The 15,312-nt window shown below is 67.4% G+C and carries 17 protein-coding genes and 2 pseudogenes; 12 read left to right on the forward strand and 7 right to left on the reverse strand.

Annotation, left to right across the window (positions count from 1 at the left end; all coding sequences use genetic code 11):
- A pseudogene (locus Vgi01_RS29550) lies at window positions 1-221 on the forward strand (hypothetical protein); the annotation flags it as partial.
- Between the two features lie 91 nt (window positions 222-312).
- Entirely contained in the window at window positions 313-987 is a 675-nt protein-coding gene (locus Vgi01_RS29555) for a nucleotidyltransferase domain-containing protein (protein WP_204293250.1), read from the forward strand.
- Window positions 988-1,050: 63 nt separating this feature from the next.
- Here the strand turns inward: Vgi01_RS29555 and Vgi01_RS29560 are convergent, their stop codons facing one another.
- Window positions 1,051-1,362 (reverse strand): transposase, encoded by a 312-nt coding sequence (locus Vgi01_RS29560; RefSeq protein WP_204293251.1) that lies wholly within the window; start codon window positions 1,360-1,362, stop codon window positions 1,051-1,053.
- A gap of 473 nt (window positions 1,363-1,835) precedes the next feature.
- Here Vgi01_RS29560 and Vgi01_RS29565 point away from each other — a divergent pair, with 473 nt between their 5' ends.
- The 4 genes from Vgi01_RS29565 to Vgi01_RS29580 all read left to right on the forward strand — a co-directional run bounded on the left by Vgi01_RS29565 (window position 1,836) and on the right by Vgi01_RS29580 (window position 4,974).
- On the forward strand, window positions 1,836-2,375 hold the full coding sequence (locus tag Vgi01_RS29565) for a hypothetical protein (protein WP_204293252.1): 540 nt from the start codon (window positions 1,836-1,838) through the stop codon (window positions 2,373-2,375).
- Window positions 2,376-2,802: 427 nt separating this feature from the next.
- Window positions 2,803-3,357 carry a hypothetical protein gene (locus Vgi01_RS29570; protein ID WP_239089243.1) on the forward strand — a complete coding sequence of 185 codons (555 nt, stop codon included), beginning with the start codon at window positions 2,803-2,805 and terminating at the stop codon, window positions 3,355-3,357.
- 10 nt (window positions 3,358-3,367) lie between these two features.
- Window positions 3,368-3,673 (forward strand): hypothetical protein, encoded by a 306-nt coding sequence (locus tag Vgi01_RS29575; RefSeq protein WP_204293253.1) that lies wholly within the window; start codon window positions 3,368-3,370, stop codon window positions 3,671-3,673.
- Window positions 3,670-4,974: a WXG100 family type VII secretion target gene (locus Vgi01_RS29580; protein WP_204293254.1), complete on the forward strand. Its 1,305-nt coding sequence runs from the start codon at window positions 3,670-3,672 to the stop codon at window positions 4,972-4,974. The genes Vgi01_RS29575 and Vgi01_RS29580 overlap by 4 nt, the downstream gene beginning before the upstream one ends.
- Before the next feature lie 305 nt (window positions 4,975-5,279).
- On the opposite strand, the gene Vgi01_RS31005 is transcribed toward Vgi01_RS29580, so the two are convergent.
- A complete protein-coding gene (locus Vgi01_RS31005; RefSeq protein ID WP_239089244.1) occupies window positions 5,280-5,480 on the reverse strand; it encodes a VOC family protein in 201 nt (66 codons plus the stop codon).
- A 157-nt stretch (window positions 5,481-5,637) separates the two neighbouring features.
- Here Vgi01_RS31005 and Vgi01_RS29590 point away from each other — a divergent pair, with 157 nt between their 5' ends.
- Both Vgi01_RS29590 and Vgi01_RS29595 read left to right on the forward strand, forming a co-directional pair.
- Window positions 5,638-6,549: an NAD-dependent epimerase/dehydratase family protein gene (locus tag Vgi01_RS29590; RefSeq protein WP_204293255.1), complete on the forward strand. Its 912-nt coding sequence runs from the start codon at window positions 5,638-5,640 to the stop codon at window positions 6,547-6,549.
- Window positions 6,550-7,045: 496 nt separating this feature from the next.
- Window positions 7,046-7,462: a DUF4381 domain-containing protein gene (locus tag Vgi01_RS29595; protein ID WP_204293256.1), complete on the forward strand. Its 417-nt coding sequence runs from the start codon at window positions 7,046-7,048 to the stop codon at window positions 7,460-7,462.
- 73 nt (window positions 7,463-7,535) lie between these two features.
- Here Vgi01_RS29595 and Vgi01_RS29600 read toward each other — a convergent pair whose 3' ends face one another.
- Window positions 7,536-7,988: an SMI1/KNR4 family protein gene (locus tag Vgi01_RS29600; protein WP_204293257.1), complete on the reverse strand. Its 453-nt coding sequence runs from the start codon at window positions 7,986-7,988 to the stop codon at window positions 7,536-7,538.
- 150 nt (window positions 7,989-8,138) lie between these two features.
- On the opposite strand from Vgi01_RS29600, the gene Vgi01_RS29605 reads away from it, so the two are divergent.
- Window positions 8,139-8,306, forward strand: coding sequence for a hypothetical protein (locus Vgi01_RS29605; protein WP_204293258.1), 168 nt, complete (start codon window positions 8,139-8,141; stop codon window positions 8,304-8,306).
- A gap of 315 nt (window positions 8,307-8,621) precedes the next feature.
- On the opposite strand, the gene Vgi01_RS29610 is transcribed toward Vgi01_RS29605, so the two are convergent.
- Window positions 8,622-9,224 carry a hypothetical protein gene (locus tag Vgi01_RS29610; protein WP_204293259.1) on the reverse strand — a complete coding sequence of 201 codons (603 nt, stop codon included), beginning with the start codon at window positions 9,222-9,224 and terminating at the stop codon, window positions 8,622-8,624.
- A gap of 272 nt (window positions 9,225-9,496) precedes the next feature.
- Between Vgi01_RS29610 and Vgi01_RS29615 the strand changes: the two genes are divergently transcribed.
- Both Vgi01_RS29615 and Vgi01_RS29620 read left to right on the forward strand, forming a co-directional pair.
- Window positions 9,497-10,027: a hypothetical protein gene (locus Vgi01_RS29615; RefSeq protein ID WP_239089245.1), complete on the forward strand. Its 531-nt coding sequence runs from the start codon at window positions 9,497-9,499 to the stop codon at window positions 10,025-10,027.
- Window positions 10,028-10,398: 371 nt separating this feature from the next.
- Window positions 10,399-11,604, forward strand: a complete 1,206-nt coding sequence (locus tag Vgi01_RS29620) for a hypothetical protein (protein WP_204293260.1) — start codon at window positions 10,399-10,401, stop codon at window positions 11,602-11,604.
- Here Vgi01_RS29620 and Vgi01_RS29625 read toward each other — a convergent pair.
- Entirely contained in the window at window positions 11,601-12,245 is a 645-nt protein-coding gene (locus Vgi01_RS29625; RefSeq protein WP_013732961.1) for an HAD family hydrolase, read from the reverse strand. The genes Vgi01_RS29620 and Vgi01_RS29625 overlap by 4 nt on opposite strands.
- 127 nt (window positions 12,246-12,372) lie before the next feature.
- Here Vgi01_RS29625 and Vgi01_RS29630 point away from each other — a divergent pair, with 127 nt between their 5' ends.
- On the forward strand, window positions 12,373-12,834 hold the full coding sequence (locus tag Vgi01_RS29630) for a hypothetical protein (RefSeq protein WP_204293261.1): 462 nt from the start codon (window positions 12,373-12,375) through the stop codon (window positions 12,832-12,834).
- A gap of 422 nt (window positions 12,835-13,256) precedes the next feature.
- Here Vgi01_RS29630 and Vgi01_RS29635 read toward each other — a convergent pair whose 3' ends face one another.
- Together Vgi01_RS29635 and Vgi01_RS29640 are read right to left on the reverse strand one after the other, a co-directional pair.
- Window positions 13,257-14,432, reverse strand: a complete 1,176-nt coding sequence (locus Vgi01_RS29635) for an IS701 family transposase (RefSeq protein ID WP_204293263.1) — start codon at window positions 14,430-14,432, stop codon at window positions 13,257-13,259.
- 200 nt (window positions 14,433-14,632) lie between these two features.
- Window positions 14,633-15,312: pseudogene (locus Vgi01_RS29640) on the reverse strand (IS701 family transposase); the annotation flags it as partial.

The raw sequence follows: 15,312 nt of genomic DNA on the forward strand, positions 1-15,312 counted from the left end.
GCTGGCGCAATGATGCTCCCGCCCTGTTGGCTGGTCGGCATGGGCAGAGGCTTGAGGCGGTCGAGCTTCTGGAGTGGACCGGCGGTGACCTGGCGGACGGTGCCGTGGCGCTAGGCCTGCGATTCAGCAACGGCTGGCTGACGATCTACAACGCGCTGGACGAGAACGGGATGGAGGAGAGTGATCCCTCTCCGCAGTACCGCCGACACCTCCTGGGGTGAGCCCACAACTGCCCGACTCGACCAAGCTTTCAGCGGCGTGTGCGGATGCTGATGTTGAGTGACGGTCGATGATCCCAGATATGTTCGGCGGATGGACGACCAGTTGCCCTGCGGCGGTGTGGAGATCCAGCCTGACGACGTAGCGGCACTCGAAGCCCGCTGGGCGCAATGTTGGAGGCCGGTCGATGTCGCACGGCGCTTGGTCGGGATCGATGTGCCGTGGTACGTCGCGGCGGGGTGGGCGCTGGATCTGTTCCGTGGAGAGCAGACCCGCGAGCACCACGACATCGAGATCGCGGTGCCGGCCGGAGGGTTCCCGGAGATCCGCGAGCGTTTCGCTGAGTTCACGTTCGACGCGGTCGGCGCCGCTCGGATCTGGGAATCGGCGACGCCGGAGGTGCTGGCCGCCACCCGGCAGACGTGGCTACGCGAGCCGGAGACGGGACGTTACTTGCTTGACGTCTTCCGTGAGCCGCACGACGGCGACATATGGATTTGCCGGCGAGACGAAACGATCAGGCTGCCCTATGCCGACATCATCCGACACACCTCGAGCCGGATCCCGTACCTGACCCCCGAACTCGTCCTTCTCTTCAAGGCCAAGCACGTACGCCCCAAGGACCAGGCGGACTTCGACGGCGTCCTCCCGCTGCTGACTCCTGCCCAACGCGAGACGCTGTCCAGGCTGCTCAAGCAAGTGCATTCGGGACATGCCTGGCTGGCAGACCTGACGTCGAGGTCTTCCCGCGCGCCCCAGCACCAATGACCCCGCACGACTCCCGCTTCACGCCGTAGCGCTGCTGATGGTCGGCGACGAACTGGAAGCGGTTCACCAGCGCGTCTCCCCGGCGAAATACCGGGCCGCCTTCCGCAGAATGTCCCGCTCTTCCTCCAACTCCCGGATCCGCCGGCGCAACGCGGCGTTCTCATCCTCGACCGAGCCGCCCGCCTGCGGCCCCGCCGCCGACGCGGCCGACCCAGCAGCGCCCCGACACTGATCATCAGCGCGGACCCAACTCCGCAGCGTCTCCCGGTTGACCCCGAGATCGTCAGCGATCTGCGCGATCGTCGCCCCCGGCCGAGACCGGTACAACACGACCGCATCGGCCTTGAACTCAGCGGGGTAGCGCTTCATCACCATCTGTCAGGGACTCCTGATCTCCCCAGACCATCACGATCCAAGGCTCAAGTGTCCAGGACCAGGGGGCAACTCCCCAGGTCAATTTGTGTTTGTTCAACGGCCGTTTGACGGTAAACAGGTGCAGGCCGCTATGGGTGCGCAGCAGGGCACAGGGAAATGCCCCGCTTTGGCATCCCGTACCGCCCTGTGAGGGGTGCGTACGCCTGATCGTCCTGGCGTACCCTGCTCGGACGACCGGATGCCTTGTTGGGTGAGTGCCGGAAGTAGCGATGTCTCGTCTCTGAGCATGTACTTGACCTCAACCTTGCACTGCCGGGGCCGACCCAGCCCTCTGCGAGCGGGCTCTGACGCCACACGGCCGCGCTCGTGCGGCCGCATGGTGTGTACCGCCTGGATACGGCGTCGCCGAGTAGGGGTGTGGCCAGGACAATGGCGAGGTGGATGTTCCTGAACTGCTCGGTCGGGCGGTGACGATGGTTCCGGCCAACGCCACCAACGAGGCCGGAGTCACTGTCGCCGACATAGTGGATTACCTCGGATACAACGAGTGGGGAGTCGCCCTTGATCTCCTCGCCGACCTCGATGGCTGGCCTGCCGATGCGCAGTGGTGGGACCTGCTGATCGAGGCCGCGGAGCTGATGTGGCTTCCCGACACGGCCACCTGGTGCCGGTGGCGGCGCTGGGAAAGCATCCACGGGATCATCCGCGCCCAACTGACGCTCGTGCCGGCCGCCGAGGGAGGCCGGCAAACCCCCGTACCGGGTAAGGGCGTGTTGCGGCCGCTGTGGCACATCGGCCAGTACCTGCCCGAGGGTCAGCCCAACTTTCGTGTCGCCCGGATCTGGGTCGAGTACGCCCCCGAACTGGCGCCGGGGGCGACAGGATCGGTTCGTCTGGCTCCCCTGGCCCTCGACGGGTGGCGTGATCTCCGGCCTGACCAGACGATCACCATGCACGAAGACCGATCTGTACAAGCAACCGCCACGATCATCGGAGTCTCGATACCGGGCTGAGAAGCCCGCCAGCCGCCAGACACCACTGCCCCACCCTCACCTTGTTGCCATCCCCGCCGACGGGGCGGTCACGCAGGGCAGCGAGACGGTGACGGGCGTTGGTATGGTCGCCGGCATGGGGACGGGGGCTGGGTGCGACAGTGGGGAATCGCGTCCTTCACGGGCACGCCACGTGAAGAGGTCCGCCGATGGCCGCTGAGGTGTCGCGGCCCTCGGATGTGGATGTGTGGTCGCCGGACCGTTCGGTGCGGATCGTTGCCGGCGTTGATGGGCAGGTTCGCGTTCAGGTGCAGGGCCTGCGTCGGCATACCGAGGATTCGCTGGCTGGTCAGGTGCGAGCGGCGGTGAGGTTGGCGTGGGCGCGTGTGCAGCAGCCGGCCGAGCGCGGCGGGTCTCGCGGCAGCCGCTCCGGGTGGTGAGCTTCCCGGTGCGCAGGCAGCTTGCCGTGGTGGCCGGCGTGGCAGTGCTGGGTGTGGGTCTGCTCGGGCTGTGGCGGTGGGCACCGTGGAGCGAGGATCAGACGGTGCCGTCCTGCGGGGATGTTGCCGCTGCGCTGCCGGAGGCGGTGCCGGGATCGTGGACGGTGACGCAGGTGCAGCCACGGCGGGAGGCCGTCCGGTCGGTGGTGCGGTGCGAATTCGCCTTCACCGCAGCTGACCAGTCGTACCGGGGTGAGGCCATCATCAGCCTCAGTGAGGGCGCCGACATCGAGACGCTACGCCGGCGGGTGTCCGACAGCCCCTGCTATGGCGAGGCTGTTCCCTATCCGGGCGCCGACCGGTATGAGGCGGCGAAGTCGTGCGCGGAGACGATCAACGCCAAGGCCTTCACCCGCGTCTTCCTGGCCTCGCCGTCACGCTACGGACACATCGTGGTGTCGTTGACCGGCCCTGACCGGCCCGACACGGGCGTCGTCTCCTCCACCACGGTCACCGCGCAGCGCATCGCCGACCTGACGATGACCCTCACCGCCAGCGAGTAGGAGGCCGACAGTGGACAACCTGGCACGGTACTTCGCTGACGTGGCCCGGATCAGGGCTGTCGGGATCTCCACGAAGCAGTGGGTGGAGGTTGTCCGCGACCAGGACGGGGACATCGATGTCCGCATCCGACCGGGCCTGCTGCGGCGGTGTACCGAGCAGGATGTGGCCGACGAGATCCGCTCCGCGCTCGTAGCGGCCCTCACCGAGCACCGGCGACAGTACCGGCAGCTCCGCGTCGACTACTTCGGCTCACCCGTCGGGGTGCACGAGTTCACCCCACCCGAGCCGCCCGACGATGAGGAGCGGACACGGTGAGCACTGACATATCCACTTTCGCCGTGGAGACCCGGGCGTTGGTGGCCTTCGGTGTCGAGCGGTACGAAGACGCGACCTGTTACAGCGCGATCCGCCGCTACCTCACCGACATCGGAGCCATCCCCCGCTCTGCCTGGGGCACTCTCGACGGGGTGTCCGACAAACTCGGCAGGGACTGGGCTGCGGCACTGGACAGCCGGGTCAGAGAGGCCAACACCGCGCGCGACGAGATGGACCGCATGGCCGACGGGCTCCTGCAGATTGCCGCCGACTACGAAGGCACCGACCTGCACGTCTCCACCTCCTTCGACGTGGTGAATCGGGATCTGCTGCCCTACCTGCCACTGGCCGACGGCTACGGCAACCTGATCCGCGTACGTCCCGGCGGCGCCGGCATCCTCGCCCCACCCCACTACCGGATGCAGCCAGGCGACGCCCCCGTCCTGACCATCCCCGACGACAACGACCGGCTGACCGCCACCCGCAACGAGGCGCTGCCCCACACCCGCGTCGTCGAGGAACCACTACGGATCCACAGCAACTTCGCCCTCAGCGGCGGCCGCACCACCTACTACGAGAACGGCGGCGGCGACCACCTCGACACCTTCATCAACGAACACCGCAGCACCCTGCTGCAACTCGAAGCGCTCCTGATCGAGCTGGGCACCGGTGAACGACTCCCACTGAGCGACCTCATGATCCACGCCTGGCGATCCGCGCCCCCGATCATCCGCAACCGCGCCGACCTGATCCACTCCGTCGCCAACACCTACAGCGAACTACGCGCCGAAATGGCCGGCGAACTCGCCAACCTCAAGCTGTACTGGGAAGGCGCCGCCGCGCAAGCCTTCACCCACTATGCCGACCGGGCCATCACCTACCTCACCCAACTCGAAGCCCAGGCCCGCTGGCTGGCCGACGAAGGCAAACGCGCCGCCACCATGCTCGAAGGCCTTCGCAACGCCTACGCCAGCCTCGGCTACGAACAAATCAGCACCCTCATCACCGCCCTCAACACCTACCTCGACGCGATCAACAGCCCCTTCTCCGCATGCACCAACCCTGAGAAGGCATTCCTGGACGTGGTGAACACCTTCATCGGCTACCTCCGCGACGCCGAGAAGCGACACGTCGACGCCATGGCCAGCCTCATCAAAGTCGATGAACAGGAACGCAAGGAACGCCCCGACCTCGGCACCCGCAGCCACGACACCACTCCGTTCCCCCACGCCCAAGTCGGTGCCGGCGCATGGACCGACCGCAACACCTGGAAACCACGACTCGACCGCCCCACAATCTGAACCGCGAGCCAGCACTCGGGCTCCGTCAACCGGGTGCATCGGACCGAGTGGCAGCACAACCCATGGCGAGGTCAGGCACGTCAGCAGGATTCGGCGACGCCCTGCTGGCCGCGCTGGCCCGTATCGCCGGGCCAGCAGAACCCACCGAAGGCAGAGCCGAGCGTACCCGCCATCGAAGCTGGACTACGGACGGTGACGCGCCCTGCTGCCCGTCCGTGCGCCCGGACGGAGACGTCGTCGCCGCGTTCCCCTCTGCCTATCCATGAAGATGGGCGCCTGCGCAGGTTCTGGGCATGACCGGGCCGCTAACGACCGACGCCTACCGTCGCCCTAGGTGACGAGCAGATCGCGGCTACTTGTTTCATTGACCTGCGATCAGCCGACTTCGTGTCGATGGTCAAGCCACGCCCGTCCGCCGAGGGCTCGTCGCCGGGCCGGTAGACGAAGCCGAGCAACTGCCGGTAGAACTCCGCCAGCGCCCTCGCGTCGGTGCTGTCCAGCACCACCGAGCACAGCTTGGGCACGCGCTGTTGGTCGGCCGTCCCCGATCACCTCCGAACGCCATTCTGGCCGCAACACGGCACTGTCGCATCCGCGGCGACGCCCCGGGTCGAGCGGTTCGCACTCTTGACACCCACCGGCCTCCGGAGTGGACGATGCGGTATGCGGATTCTCGTGATCGGTGGCAGCGGCCTGATCGGCGCCAGCGTGGTGGCGGTGCTGCGCGAACACGGCCATGACGCGACCACAGTCGCCCGCACCGCCCGGGACGGTGTCGCCCACCGCCTCGACGTGGAATCCGCCTCGGTCGACGACCTGCGGCGGTTGCTCGCCGGGCACGACGGCGTGGTGTACGCCACCCGCACCGACGAGCAACGGCCACTGCCCAAACCGATCTATCCGACGTTCCGTCGGGACAACGTCGACCCGGTGGTACGCCTGTGCACCGCGGCCCGCCGCGAAGGTCTCACCCGGGGCGTCGTGATGGGCTCGTACTACACCTACTTCGACCGGCTCCACCCGCAGTGGCGCCTCGCCGAGCGGCACACGTACATCCGCTGCCGCCTGGAGCAGGCCCGCGAAGGGCGGGCGGCGGCCGGCCCGGACCTGCCGGTCGCCGTCCTCGAACTGCCCTTCGTCTTCGGTCGGGCCGGTGACCGGCTACCCAACTGGGCCGGGCCGCTGGACCGGTGGGCGCGCTCGCGTACCCCGCTGGTAGCCCCGACCGGCGGGACCGCCGCGACCTCGGCGCGCAGCGTGGCCGAGATCGCGGTGGACGCCCTGGAGCGGGCCAGCGGGGCGGACATCCCGGTCGCCGACGTCAACCTCACCTGGACCGACATGCTCACCCGCATCGCCGAGGCGGTCGGTCGCCGCCGCCGGGTCGCCCGGCTGCCGGCCGCCGCGGCGCGAGCGGCCCTGTGCCTGGGCGGCGCGGCACAGGCTCTCGGTGGCAAGGAGTCCGGAATCAACCCCACCTACCTGGCCGACCTGCTCCTCGCCGACCTGTTCATTGAGCCGACGACCGGCCGCCCGCTGGACCCCGCGCTGCGCGAAACCTTCGCCGCCCCGTAGCCAGGACGGCCGTCGCCGGGATGCCCCGACGCCCTCGACTGCGCCACTTCGGAGCCCTGTCGGCGATCAACGCTGGCTCCCGGCCCGGCTACGCGGCGGCACGAGCGCTCTCAGCAGGCCCGATTCCACATCGCACTCCAGCCCCGCAGCCCCGCAGCAACGTCAGTCCGGAGCGGCACACCCGGGCGGGCCTCATCCGTACGGCGCAGGCCGTGCAGCGCCGAGGCAAGCAACTGGCGGGCGCCCTCGTCATACGGCTCCTCCTCAACCAGCCTGCCTGGTCAGCTCTCCGACGGCTTCCGGGGGCCCAGCGCGATCAGGGCCCAGGCGTGGCCATTCCGTGCCGAGCGGCGCAGCGCCTCCAGCCGGGCCACCGAAAGCTCGTCAGGGGTCACCGCAACATCGAACTACCCAGACCGTCCCGTGGCCGAGCAGAGAGCCGTAGGTGTAGGAACGGCATTCGTACTAGCCGAACCGTCCGCAACATCGGCCACGAGTGGACGCTGACCTGGCGCGCGGTCTGCGGCATGAGCGCGTACCTGATCTTGTCGTCTGTATCGCCGGGCAGCAGCGCAAGAGGACTTCTGCCGTCAGTCGACGGCTCTCCAAGGTCGGCGACGGCAGCCTTGTTGTCGTACCTACGATCGGTGCTATGAATAGAGGGGCGTGGCTCATCGTCGGGTCGCTGGTCGCCATCCTTCTTGTCATTGCCGGCCTCGCGCTGTTTCTCCGACGACGGGCGAACGCGGACAGGTCCGATCGAACGCTGAGGGAGGCTCGCCGCGCCATCCGCCAGAGCGGACGCGACCAGCGTCACCGACACAAGGGCAATATCCGCGGCAAGGGATACGGCGGAGACGACAACCAAGGCTATAACGCAGGCGTCTCGAGCGACGGCGGCGGGATGCCGTAAAGCGACGTCGACCAGCCGGGGCAACTCCTCGTCAAGACAGCTTGGATCGCGGCAGGAGCGGATGGCCTGGCCGCTACAACCTGAGTCCACGACGCGCGATGAATTCCAGGACGTCGGCCGCCTCAAACTCCGGGTCGCCGCCGTCGTGGAAGTGGAACCAGACCTCCTCGCGGCAGTGACCATCATCGACCGGGAATCCCCAGTGGTCGCCGGTGCCGACCGGCGCTATCGCGATGAATGTCCGGCCAGGGAACTCCCGGTCGTTGACCGACTCGACGTCGTCGCCGCCGGAGCCGGCGCTGACGATCGGGAACAGTTCGACGCAGCCGACCATGCCACCGCCGTAGCGCATCATGAAGGCCTTGTACGTCTCCGGCAACGTCACACCGAGTTGCTTCTCCAGATCGGCGACCTCGGCGACGGTGGCGGTGCGTCCTTCGATCAGCGCGAAGCCGTGCTCAGCTAACGAGGCCACCGACTTCTGACGCAGCGGCTCGACCAACGCGTCGAACTCCACAACGTTCATGCTGCTCAGTCTGCGCTCCCACCCGTGCAACATGCGTGCGCGAGGTCGCCAGCTGCGGATACGAGGAGCTGACTGGCTTTCAACGCAGGTGGAGGCGTCTGCTCCTGAGGTTCGCCGGCCGCGCCGCGCGCGATGCCGGACGATCCCTGAATGGAGACCATCCATCTGCTGCAGGCGAGAGTGACCACGCCGCACCTGGATCAGGCCACCGACGCCACCTGGCTGGCCATGCTGTATGACAGCGCCAGGGCACTGCATGGTGTGGTCACGCCCTCGGTCGAGGAGCGGACGGTCGACTCAAACTGTGCGACTGCGTGATGCCAAGCGGTTGAGCAACCTCGTCAACCGCTTGGGTCTTCCTGGTCGCTGAAGCCGAACGGCGAGACCTTCACATGATCCACTCGGTATTCGTTGACGTCCCAGAAGGAACATCTACCGGCGCGCAGGGCTGCGGGTCGCCACCACGGCAGAGCTGAATCAGCCGCTCCACGAGCGGCACCTGCATGTTCTGACCGAAGATGAACGCCGGGATATCGCCTACCACCAGCCGAGCCGGCTCGGCGACCTCCTGTTCAACTGGTTCGACTGACCGCCCTCCGCGCTCACCGTACGGCAAATCCGGGCACCTCGAACTCAAGGGACGAGCGGCGTCGGCCGGTCGTCTAGCTCACGGCGCCAGACACGTTGCCAGCGCTCCTCGGCTGTAAAGGCACGCCAGCGTGCGGCGGGGCCGTCCGGATGGACGCCACAGGTCGGGCATGCGCGGCCCGGGCGGCGCCTCTCGACGCCGCAGACCAGGCAGTGCCTGTCGACGCTGATTCCGGCATCGCGGCGATCAAGGACCGCTTGCACGACCGTGGCGAGAGGTTCCGTCGGGTGATGCTCAGGGTCGGGACAGTAGGCGATCCGGGACCAGCCCCACGAGTTCCAGGGTGGCAGCGTCCGTGGGAGTCGCCTGCCAGTGGCCTTCTCTCGACGCCGCAGGGCAGCGAACTCCTGCGCACGCGGCACGACCACGTCGCGCGTCCGCTGCAATTCGTCAACGGCACGCACGAGCGCGTCGAGATCGTCGGTGAGACTGCGTGGAATACGGGCGGCGACGACCAGATGGTGCCAGGTGGCGCGGAATCCGTACGGGGAACAGTGCAGAGCGCACTCCCGCAATGCATAAAGCCTGCGCTGCGGCGAGAGCGTGCTGTCGCGGACGCGGCGCGCCTGCGCAGGAAAGCTGGTCACGGAGCAATGATGGCGCTCTCCATCAGACGGCACGACCACGTTTCGGTACCCGGACGAACCACAACGCAGGACGAGACAGCCCTCAGGGTAAACACACGCACGTCGACATGAGCAGATGCCGACCGACGACCAGGTTGGCAGAATCCGCCTATCCCCACGGCGGCCTGGGATCCTGTCGTACCTGACCAACGCGACCTATCTGCACCAATCACGCCTGGACGCTGCATCTCGCCGCTTGGAGTTCGGCCACGACGGGCTGCTGAGCTTCTCGGGTGGGCGTCGGCGCGATCGGCGTCGCACTACCCGCACTGACACACCTCGCGGCGAAGATCAGCCGCGGTCACCCCCGGCACGCCGACGACGTCGACTCCGAAGTCCTCGCCGGATTCCTGCACGCCCTGCGCACCGCCGACCTCGACACACCCCGCCTGTGGCTACGGCTGTGCTGGGCCGCCTGGCGGGCCGGCATCAGCGTCATCACCACCGACGACAGCCAGGAACTGCCCCTGGACCTGACCACGGGATCACGGTCGCCGAAGATGCCATACGGGCACCCCGACCTGCTGCTCGGTCGAGCAGCCGCCACCGGCCTGATCACCGCCGACGCCGCCGAACTCATCAGCGCCACCCGCTTCGGCGACGCGCTGATCGAGCACCTCGCTGCCACGCAGGGCCTGGCGCCGTCCGCTTTGCGGATGCGCCGCCGACGCGCCGAGCGCATCGGCGCCGCCGCCATCGCTCGAGGCGACCTTTCCAGCCCCACACGTTCCTGCGGCGAAGGCGAACACCCCGCCGCAGCCTGATCCTGTTCCCTGCCTGTCGTCGACACGAGGCCATCCCGGTGCTCCTGGGGTGGCCTCGTGTGGTGACGGAAGAGGTAACCGACAACTGAAGGTCAGGCAGAAAATCCGTTCGTCTGGACACGCCAACGTTCCTCATCGCGCTGATTGATGCGCGGATCATGGGCGGCAAATTCGCTCCTGATCCCCGCTACGGTCGAATCTTCCGGTCGGCGTGGGTGTGGCATAGTCGGCAGGGCCGGCACGTTCGGTCGACGGGAGAGACGGTGCCTCGCCATCCGGACACAACGATCAGGCCGAACACCATCCTCAGTGGTGCCCGGCGAAGGTTGTCTTCCCCGGTGCGGCCTGGGCAGTGCATGTCCCGAGTCGAGTTGGCCGACGCGGTCAACGCGGCTCTTGACCGTCTTTATCCCGGCCGGAGTCTCGCCGCTCTGTACGTGGACTTCCGATGGGTCGGCAAGCTGGAACGTGGGGAGCACCGGTGGCCAAGTCCCGAGCGCCGTGCCGCTCTGCGTCAGGTCCTCAGCGCGGTCGCCGATGCGGATCTCGGTCTCTACAGCCCGCGGCGCACGCATCCCGACAGGAACGGTCCCGGGTCGGCAGAACCGTTCCGCGTCCCCGCCACCACACCTGAGGTTGACCTGAGCGGATTGCGGGCTTGCCTCGATGCGTTCGACATCCCGCCAGACGGTCCGGTCCGCCCCGCAGCCGAGTTACGGACGGCGGTGGACCATGTCGTACGCCTGCGCCTCACCTCGAACTACCGGAAACTCGCCATCGTCATCCCCGCCCTACTCGACGAGCTTCACCGTGCTCAACGCTCCTCGATCCATGCGCGGCGAGAGTTCACGGCGGCCCTCCTCACGCAGGCATACCGAGCCGCTGATGCTCTCGCGGACAAGTTCGGCCACCACGACCTGTCCGCCAGGATCATCACCATGATGACCAAGGTCGCCCAGGACACGTCCGACCCGACCGTCATCGGCACCGCCCAGTACGTACGTGGAGAACTGTTCTTCCACAACGGCCGACCCGAACTCGGCCGCATGCTCCTGGAGGAAGCGGCAACCAGCATCAGCGGCATCAGCCAGCCAGCAGGGCGGGCGACGTACGGTGCGCTGCACATGCGGGCAGCGGTGCTTGCCGGCCTGGCCCGTCAACCGTCTTATGCCCATGACCATTTGAGGGAAGCCAGCGAGTGCGCGCGGAGGCTGCCCGACGGCGAGTATCACGGCACCGCCTTCGGGCCTTCCTCTGTCCGGATCCACGAAGTGACACTGGCTCTCGACTCCGGTGAGCCAGACGCTGCCCTTCGTGCCGCCGCGGGCTGGGTTCCCCCCGCCTCTGTCCCCAGCGAGCGGCGGTCCCATTTCTACATCGACCTGGCCCGCGCCCACATTCAGACCGGCTCGCCGCAGCGAGCCGTCGAATCCCTGTGGGAGGCGAGGACGGCAGCACCGGAACACACTCGGATTCATCCGCACGTTCGGGACGCTGTCAGTGCGTTACGTCCTGTCGTTGCATCTGGCAGTTCCTTCGACGAGTTCGCGACGTGGGCAGCCGGAGCCATCGGCTAACTCGGTCGGACCAGATCCGCTAGCTCCTCCAACGACTCCAGCACCCAGGCCCCGGTGTCGGCAATGGCGGGGTCGTCGGCCCACAGGTGCCCCCAGGGACCGCGTTTGATCAAGGCTGGCCGCAGGCCGGCCGCGTGTGCAGCGGTGACGTCGTAGTCTCGATGGTCACCGACGTAGAGAATCTCGCTCGGTTCCCCTGGCGCGAACTCGACAACCCGGGCGAAGAACAGCGGGTCCGGCTTCGCGACCTGCCACTCGCCGGAGGTGGCAATAGCGTCGACGGGAAGGGCCAACGTGCGCAGCAGGTGAGCAGCCCGGACGGTTTGGTTACCCGCCACCCCGACCCACACCCCGCGTCTGCGCAACTCGGTCATGGCGGGACGCACATCGGCGTACAGGTCCGCCTCGCCAATCTGTTCACCGAGGCCTGCTGCCTCCCGCCGCTCTCGCTCCGCAGTGAGATCAATGCCGGGGCGTAAGTACTGAAAGGCTTCAGCGTTGTTGCGGCCCTGCGCGACGACGATCCCCACCAGGGCCGACAGGGTGTGTCGTGGCACGCTCAGCCAGTCAGCCCATGCCTGGAATTCCCGTGTGTCATCCAGCAGCGTTTCACCGACATCAAACACCACTGACCTGATCACCGGCGGCTCCTCTATCAAGGTCGACGCTTCACCCTATGGGAGTTGGGCGGCTCGGACGGTCTGCCGTTGGGTGTTGAGGCAAGTACGATCCGCGCCATCGTCGAGATGAGCCCTGCAGGAGTAGCTGATGATCGCCGATGAAATCCTCGCTCGCATCAATGAAGGGGTGCAGTTGCATCATCAGCAGGGCCAGCGTGAGGTTGCTCGCGACCTTTTTGCGCAGATCTGGGATGAGATCGGTGGTGAGCGCGGCGATCCGTTGCATGTTTGCGTCCTGGCGCACTCGATGGCCGATGTGCAGGACAACGTGCACCAGGAGCTGGTCTGGGACGAGCGGGCGCTGACAGCGGCCGGCTTGCTCACCGACGACCGGCTTGCGCAGGCTGGGGTGCCGATGTCGGTGGCCGCTTTGTATCCGTCGTTGCATCTCAACTTGGGTGAGTGTTACCGAAAGCTCGGCGATCTCGGCCGCGCCCGCGAGTTCCTCCAGTGTGCGCAGGCGGGGATCGGCGCGCTTGGCGATGACGCGTACGCGCAGCTAATCAAGGGCGGTCTGGATCGGCTGGCGCGGGAGCTGACCTCCAAGTAGGCGCAGGCTGCCGAAAGGGGGCCTCTGGTAGCCGGTCGTATCGCCGAGCGGCGCAGCTTCAGCGAACGCGACTACATCGCCCTTATCGACGCCGCCAACCAGCAACTCGGGTCGCAGGCGGCGTTCACCGACTGGCAGATGCAGGTTGTCCATCCGGTCTCAGGACGCCCGAGTTCAGCGAGCAGAGCTTCGAGCTATTCGTGACGACCGGCCCGAGCTCACTGCCGCCCTGGCCGAGTTCGAGGCTGTCGCTGTCGCGCTGGAGGCCCCCACGTCCGGCAAGGTGCGGCCCCGCTAGTACTCCAGCCGCACCTGATGAAGTTGGTGTCTTCGCTGGTAGTGGGCTGTTCTGGCGCGGTATTGGTGTCGGCGGCGCCATCGTGACCATCGATGGATGTGGTCGAAGGGTCGGGTGGTGGTGATCACGTGTGCCAGGAGACGGCGGACCTCGCCGAGGGTGAGAGGGATGAGGCCGTCATCGGATTCGGTGCCCCCTTTTTGGCGTGGGTGGCGGTGACGGCGAGGTAGGCGTGGGCGCACAGAACGAGGGTTATGTGGCGGTACCAGGCGTCGTAGCGGCGAACTTGGTAGTGGTCCAGGCCGACCTCGGTCTTGGCGGTCTGGAAGCACTCCTCGACCGCCCACCGGGTGCCGGCGATGCGGATCAGGTCTTCGTCGGGGGTGTCGGCGGGGCCGAAGCACAGGTAGTAGGCCAGGTCGGTGGGGTCGGTGATGCTGCGGCGGATCAGCAGCCAGTGGCCGTGTCCGTCGGTGGTGCCGGGCAGGGATGCCACGCCCCAGTCGTAGAGTCGTGGCCCTTTGGCGCCGTTGCCGCAACTGCGCCGCTTCCAGGCCAGGGCCGGCGCGTTGGCCGCGAGGACGTCGGGTCGGGAGTTGCCGACTTTGGTGGGGACCCGCTGGTTGCAGGGCACGGCGAGGACGTAGCCGATGCGCTGCTGCTGCAGCCACGTCCGGAACTTGGAGTCCTGCCCATATGCCTCGTCCGCGGTGACCCACCTTGCCGGCAGGCCGGCGGTGATGGCGCGTTCGACCATCCGCAGGCCCAGCGCGGGTTTCGTGGCGAACTCGATGTTCGCAGCGATGCCGGCTTCGGCGCGACGGGCGGCGTCGTCGCACCAACTGCGGGGCAGATACAACTCGCGGTCAATCAGCGTGCGCCCGTGCGGGCTGGCGTAGGCCAGGAACACCCCGAGCTGGCAGTTCTCCGTCCGCCCGGCCGTGCCCGAGTACTGACGCTGCACCCCCGCCGACTTGATCCCCTTCTTCAGAAAGCCGGTCTCATCGACGATCAGCACCCCATCGTCGTCACCGAGATGCTCGCTCACGTAGGCGAACAGGTCATCGCGGACCGCGTCCGGGTCCCACGCAGACCTGTTGAGCAGCCGCTGCATCCGATCCGGCGTCGCGTCGCCGGCGGCCTCGGCCAAGGTCCAGCCGTTCTTGGTCGCCAAGGGCGACAACAACCCGACCAGGTAAGTCAGCGCCTGCCGACGCGGCTCCGCCCGCCCGAAACGGTGTGCGAACCGCGCCAGCAGATCATCCAACCCCGCCCGCCAGCCCACAATTTCATCGATCAACACAAACGCGAGAGCCTGCCTGCCTCACAAGTGACCACAACAGACAGACAGTGCGATCCCCTGACCCACCACACGAATAGCATCGACGTGCGCAGCTACACGGCCCGGTGCAACCAGGCGTCGATCAAGCCGACGAGCTGCCAAGACTCAAGGCCAGACAAGTGCGGCTGGAGTACTAGTACGGCAGCCGCCGTTCGGGATCATGGCTGAAGTTCGAGGTTGAGGCGGCGTGTGTAGTGGGATCGTCGGGCTCGGGCTTGATGCTGGCGCCGCCATCCTGACCAGTGCAAATGGTGGGCGAGGTCGCTGATCGGGCGGATGATGCAGGCGTTGATCAGGCGGCGGACCTCGTTGACGGTCAGTTTGATCAGTCCGGTGTCGGTCGGGTCGTCGTGGGTCGCGTCGGCGGCGCAGATCGCCAGGACGGCGAGGGCGGCCAGGGTCAGGGTGGTGAACCGGTGCCAGGAGTCCCAACGGCGGACCTGGTGCTGGTCCAGGCCGACCTGGCCCTTGGCGGCCTGGAAGGCTTCTTCGACGGTCCAGCGGATGCCGGCGATCCGCACGAGTTGGGCGAGGGTGGCCGGGCGTGGGGTCCAGCAGCGGTAGAAGGCCAGCTCACCGGTGGTGGTGTTGCGGCGGATCAGGAGGCTGTGGTGGCCGCCGTCGTCGGGGTCAGCGTCGGTGCACACGTCATCGAGCCAGGCCCAGTCGTAGAAGCGGGGGCCCTTGGATCCGGCGCCAGCGCTGCGGCGCTGCCACGCTGAGGCGGGCAGGTCGGCGGCGATCCGGTCGGCGCGAACTCGGGTCTTGCCGCCGTCGAGCGGGATGAGGTGGCTGCGGGACACCGCAAGGACGTAGCCGAGTTCGTGTCCGCGCAGAT

It is taken from the genome of Micromonospora gifhornensis, from assembly GCF_016863515.1.
Taxonomy (GTDB): Bacteria; Actinomycetota; Actinomycetes; order Mycobacteriales; family Micromonosporaceae; genus Micromonospora; species Micromonospora gifhornensis.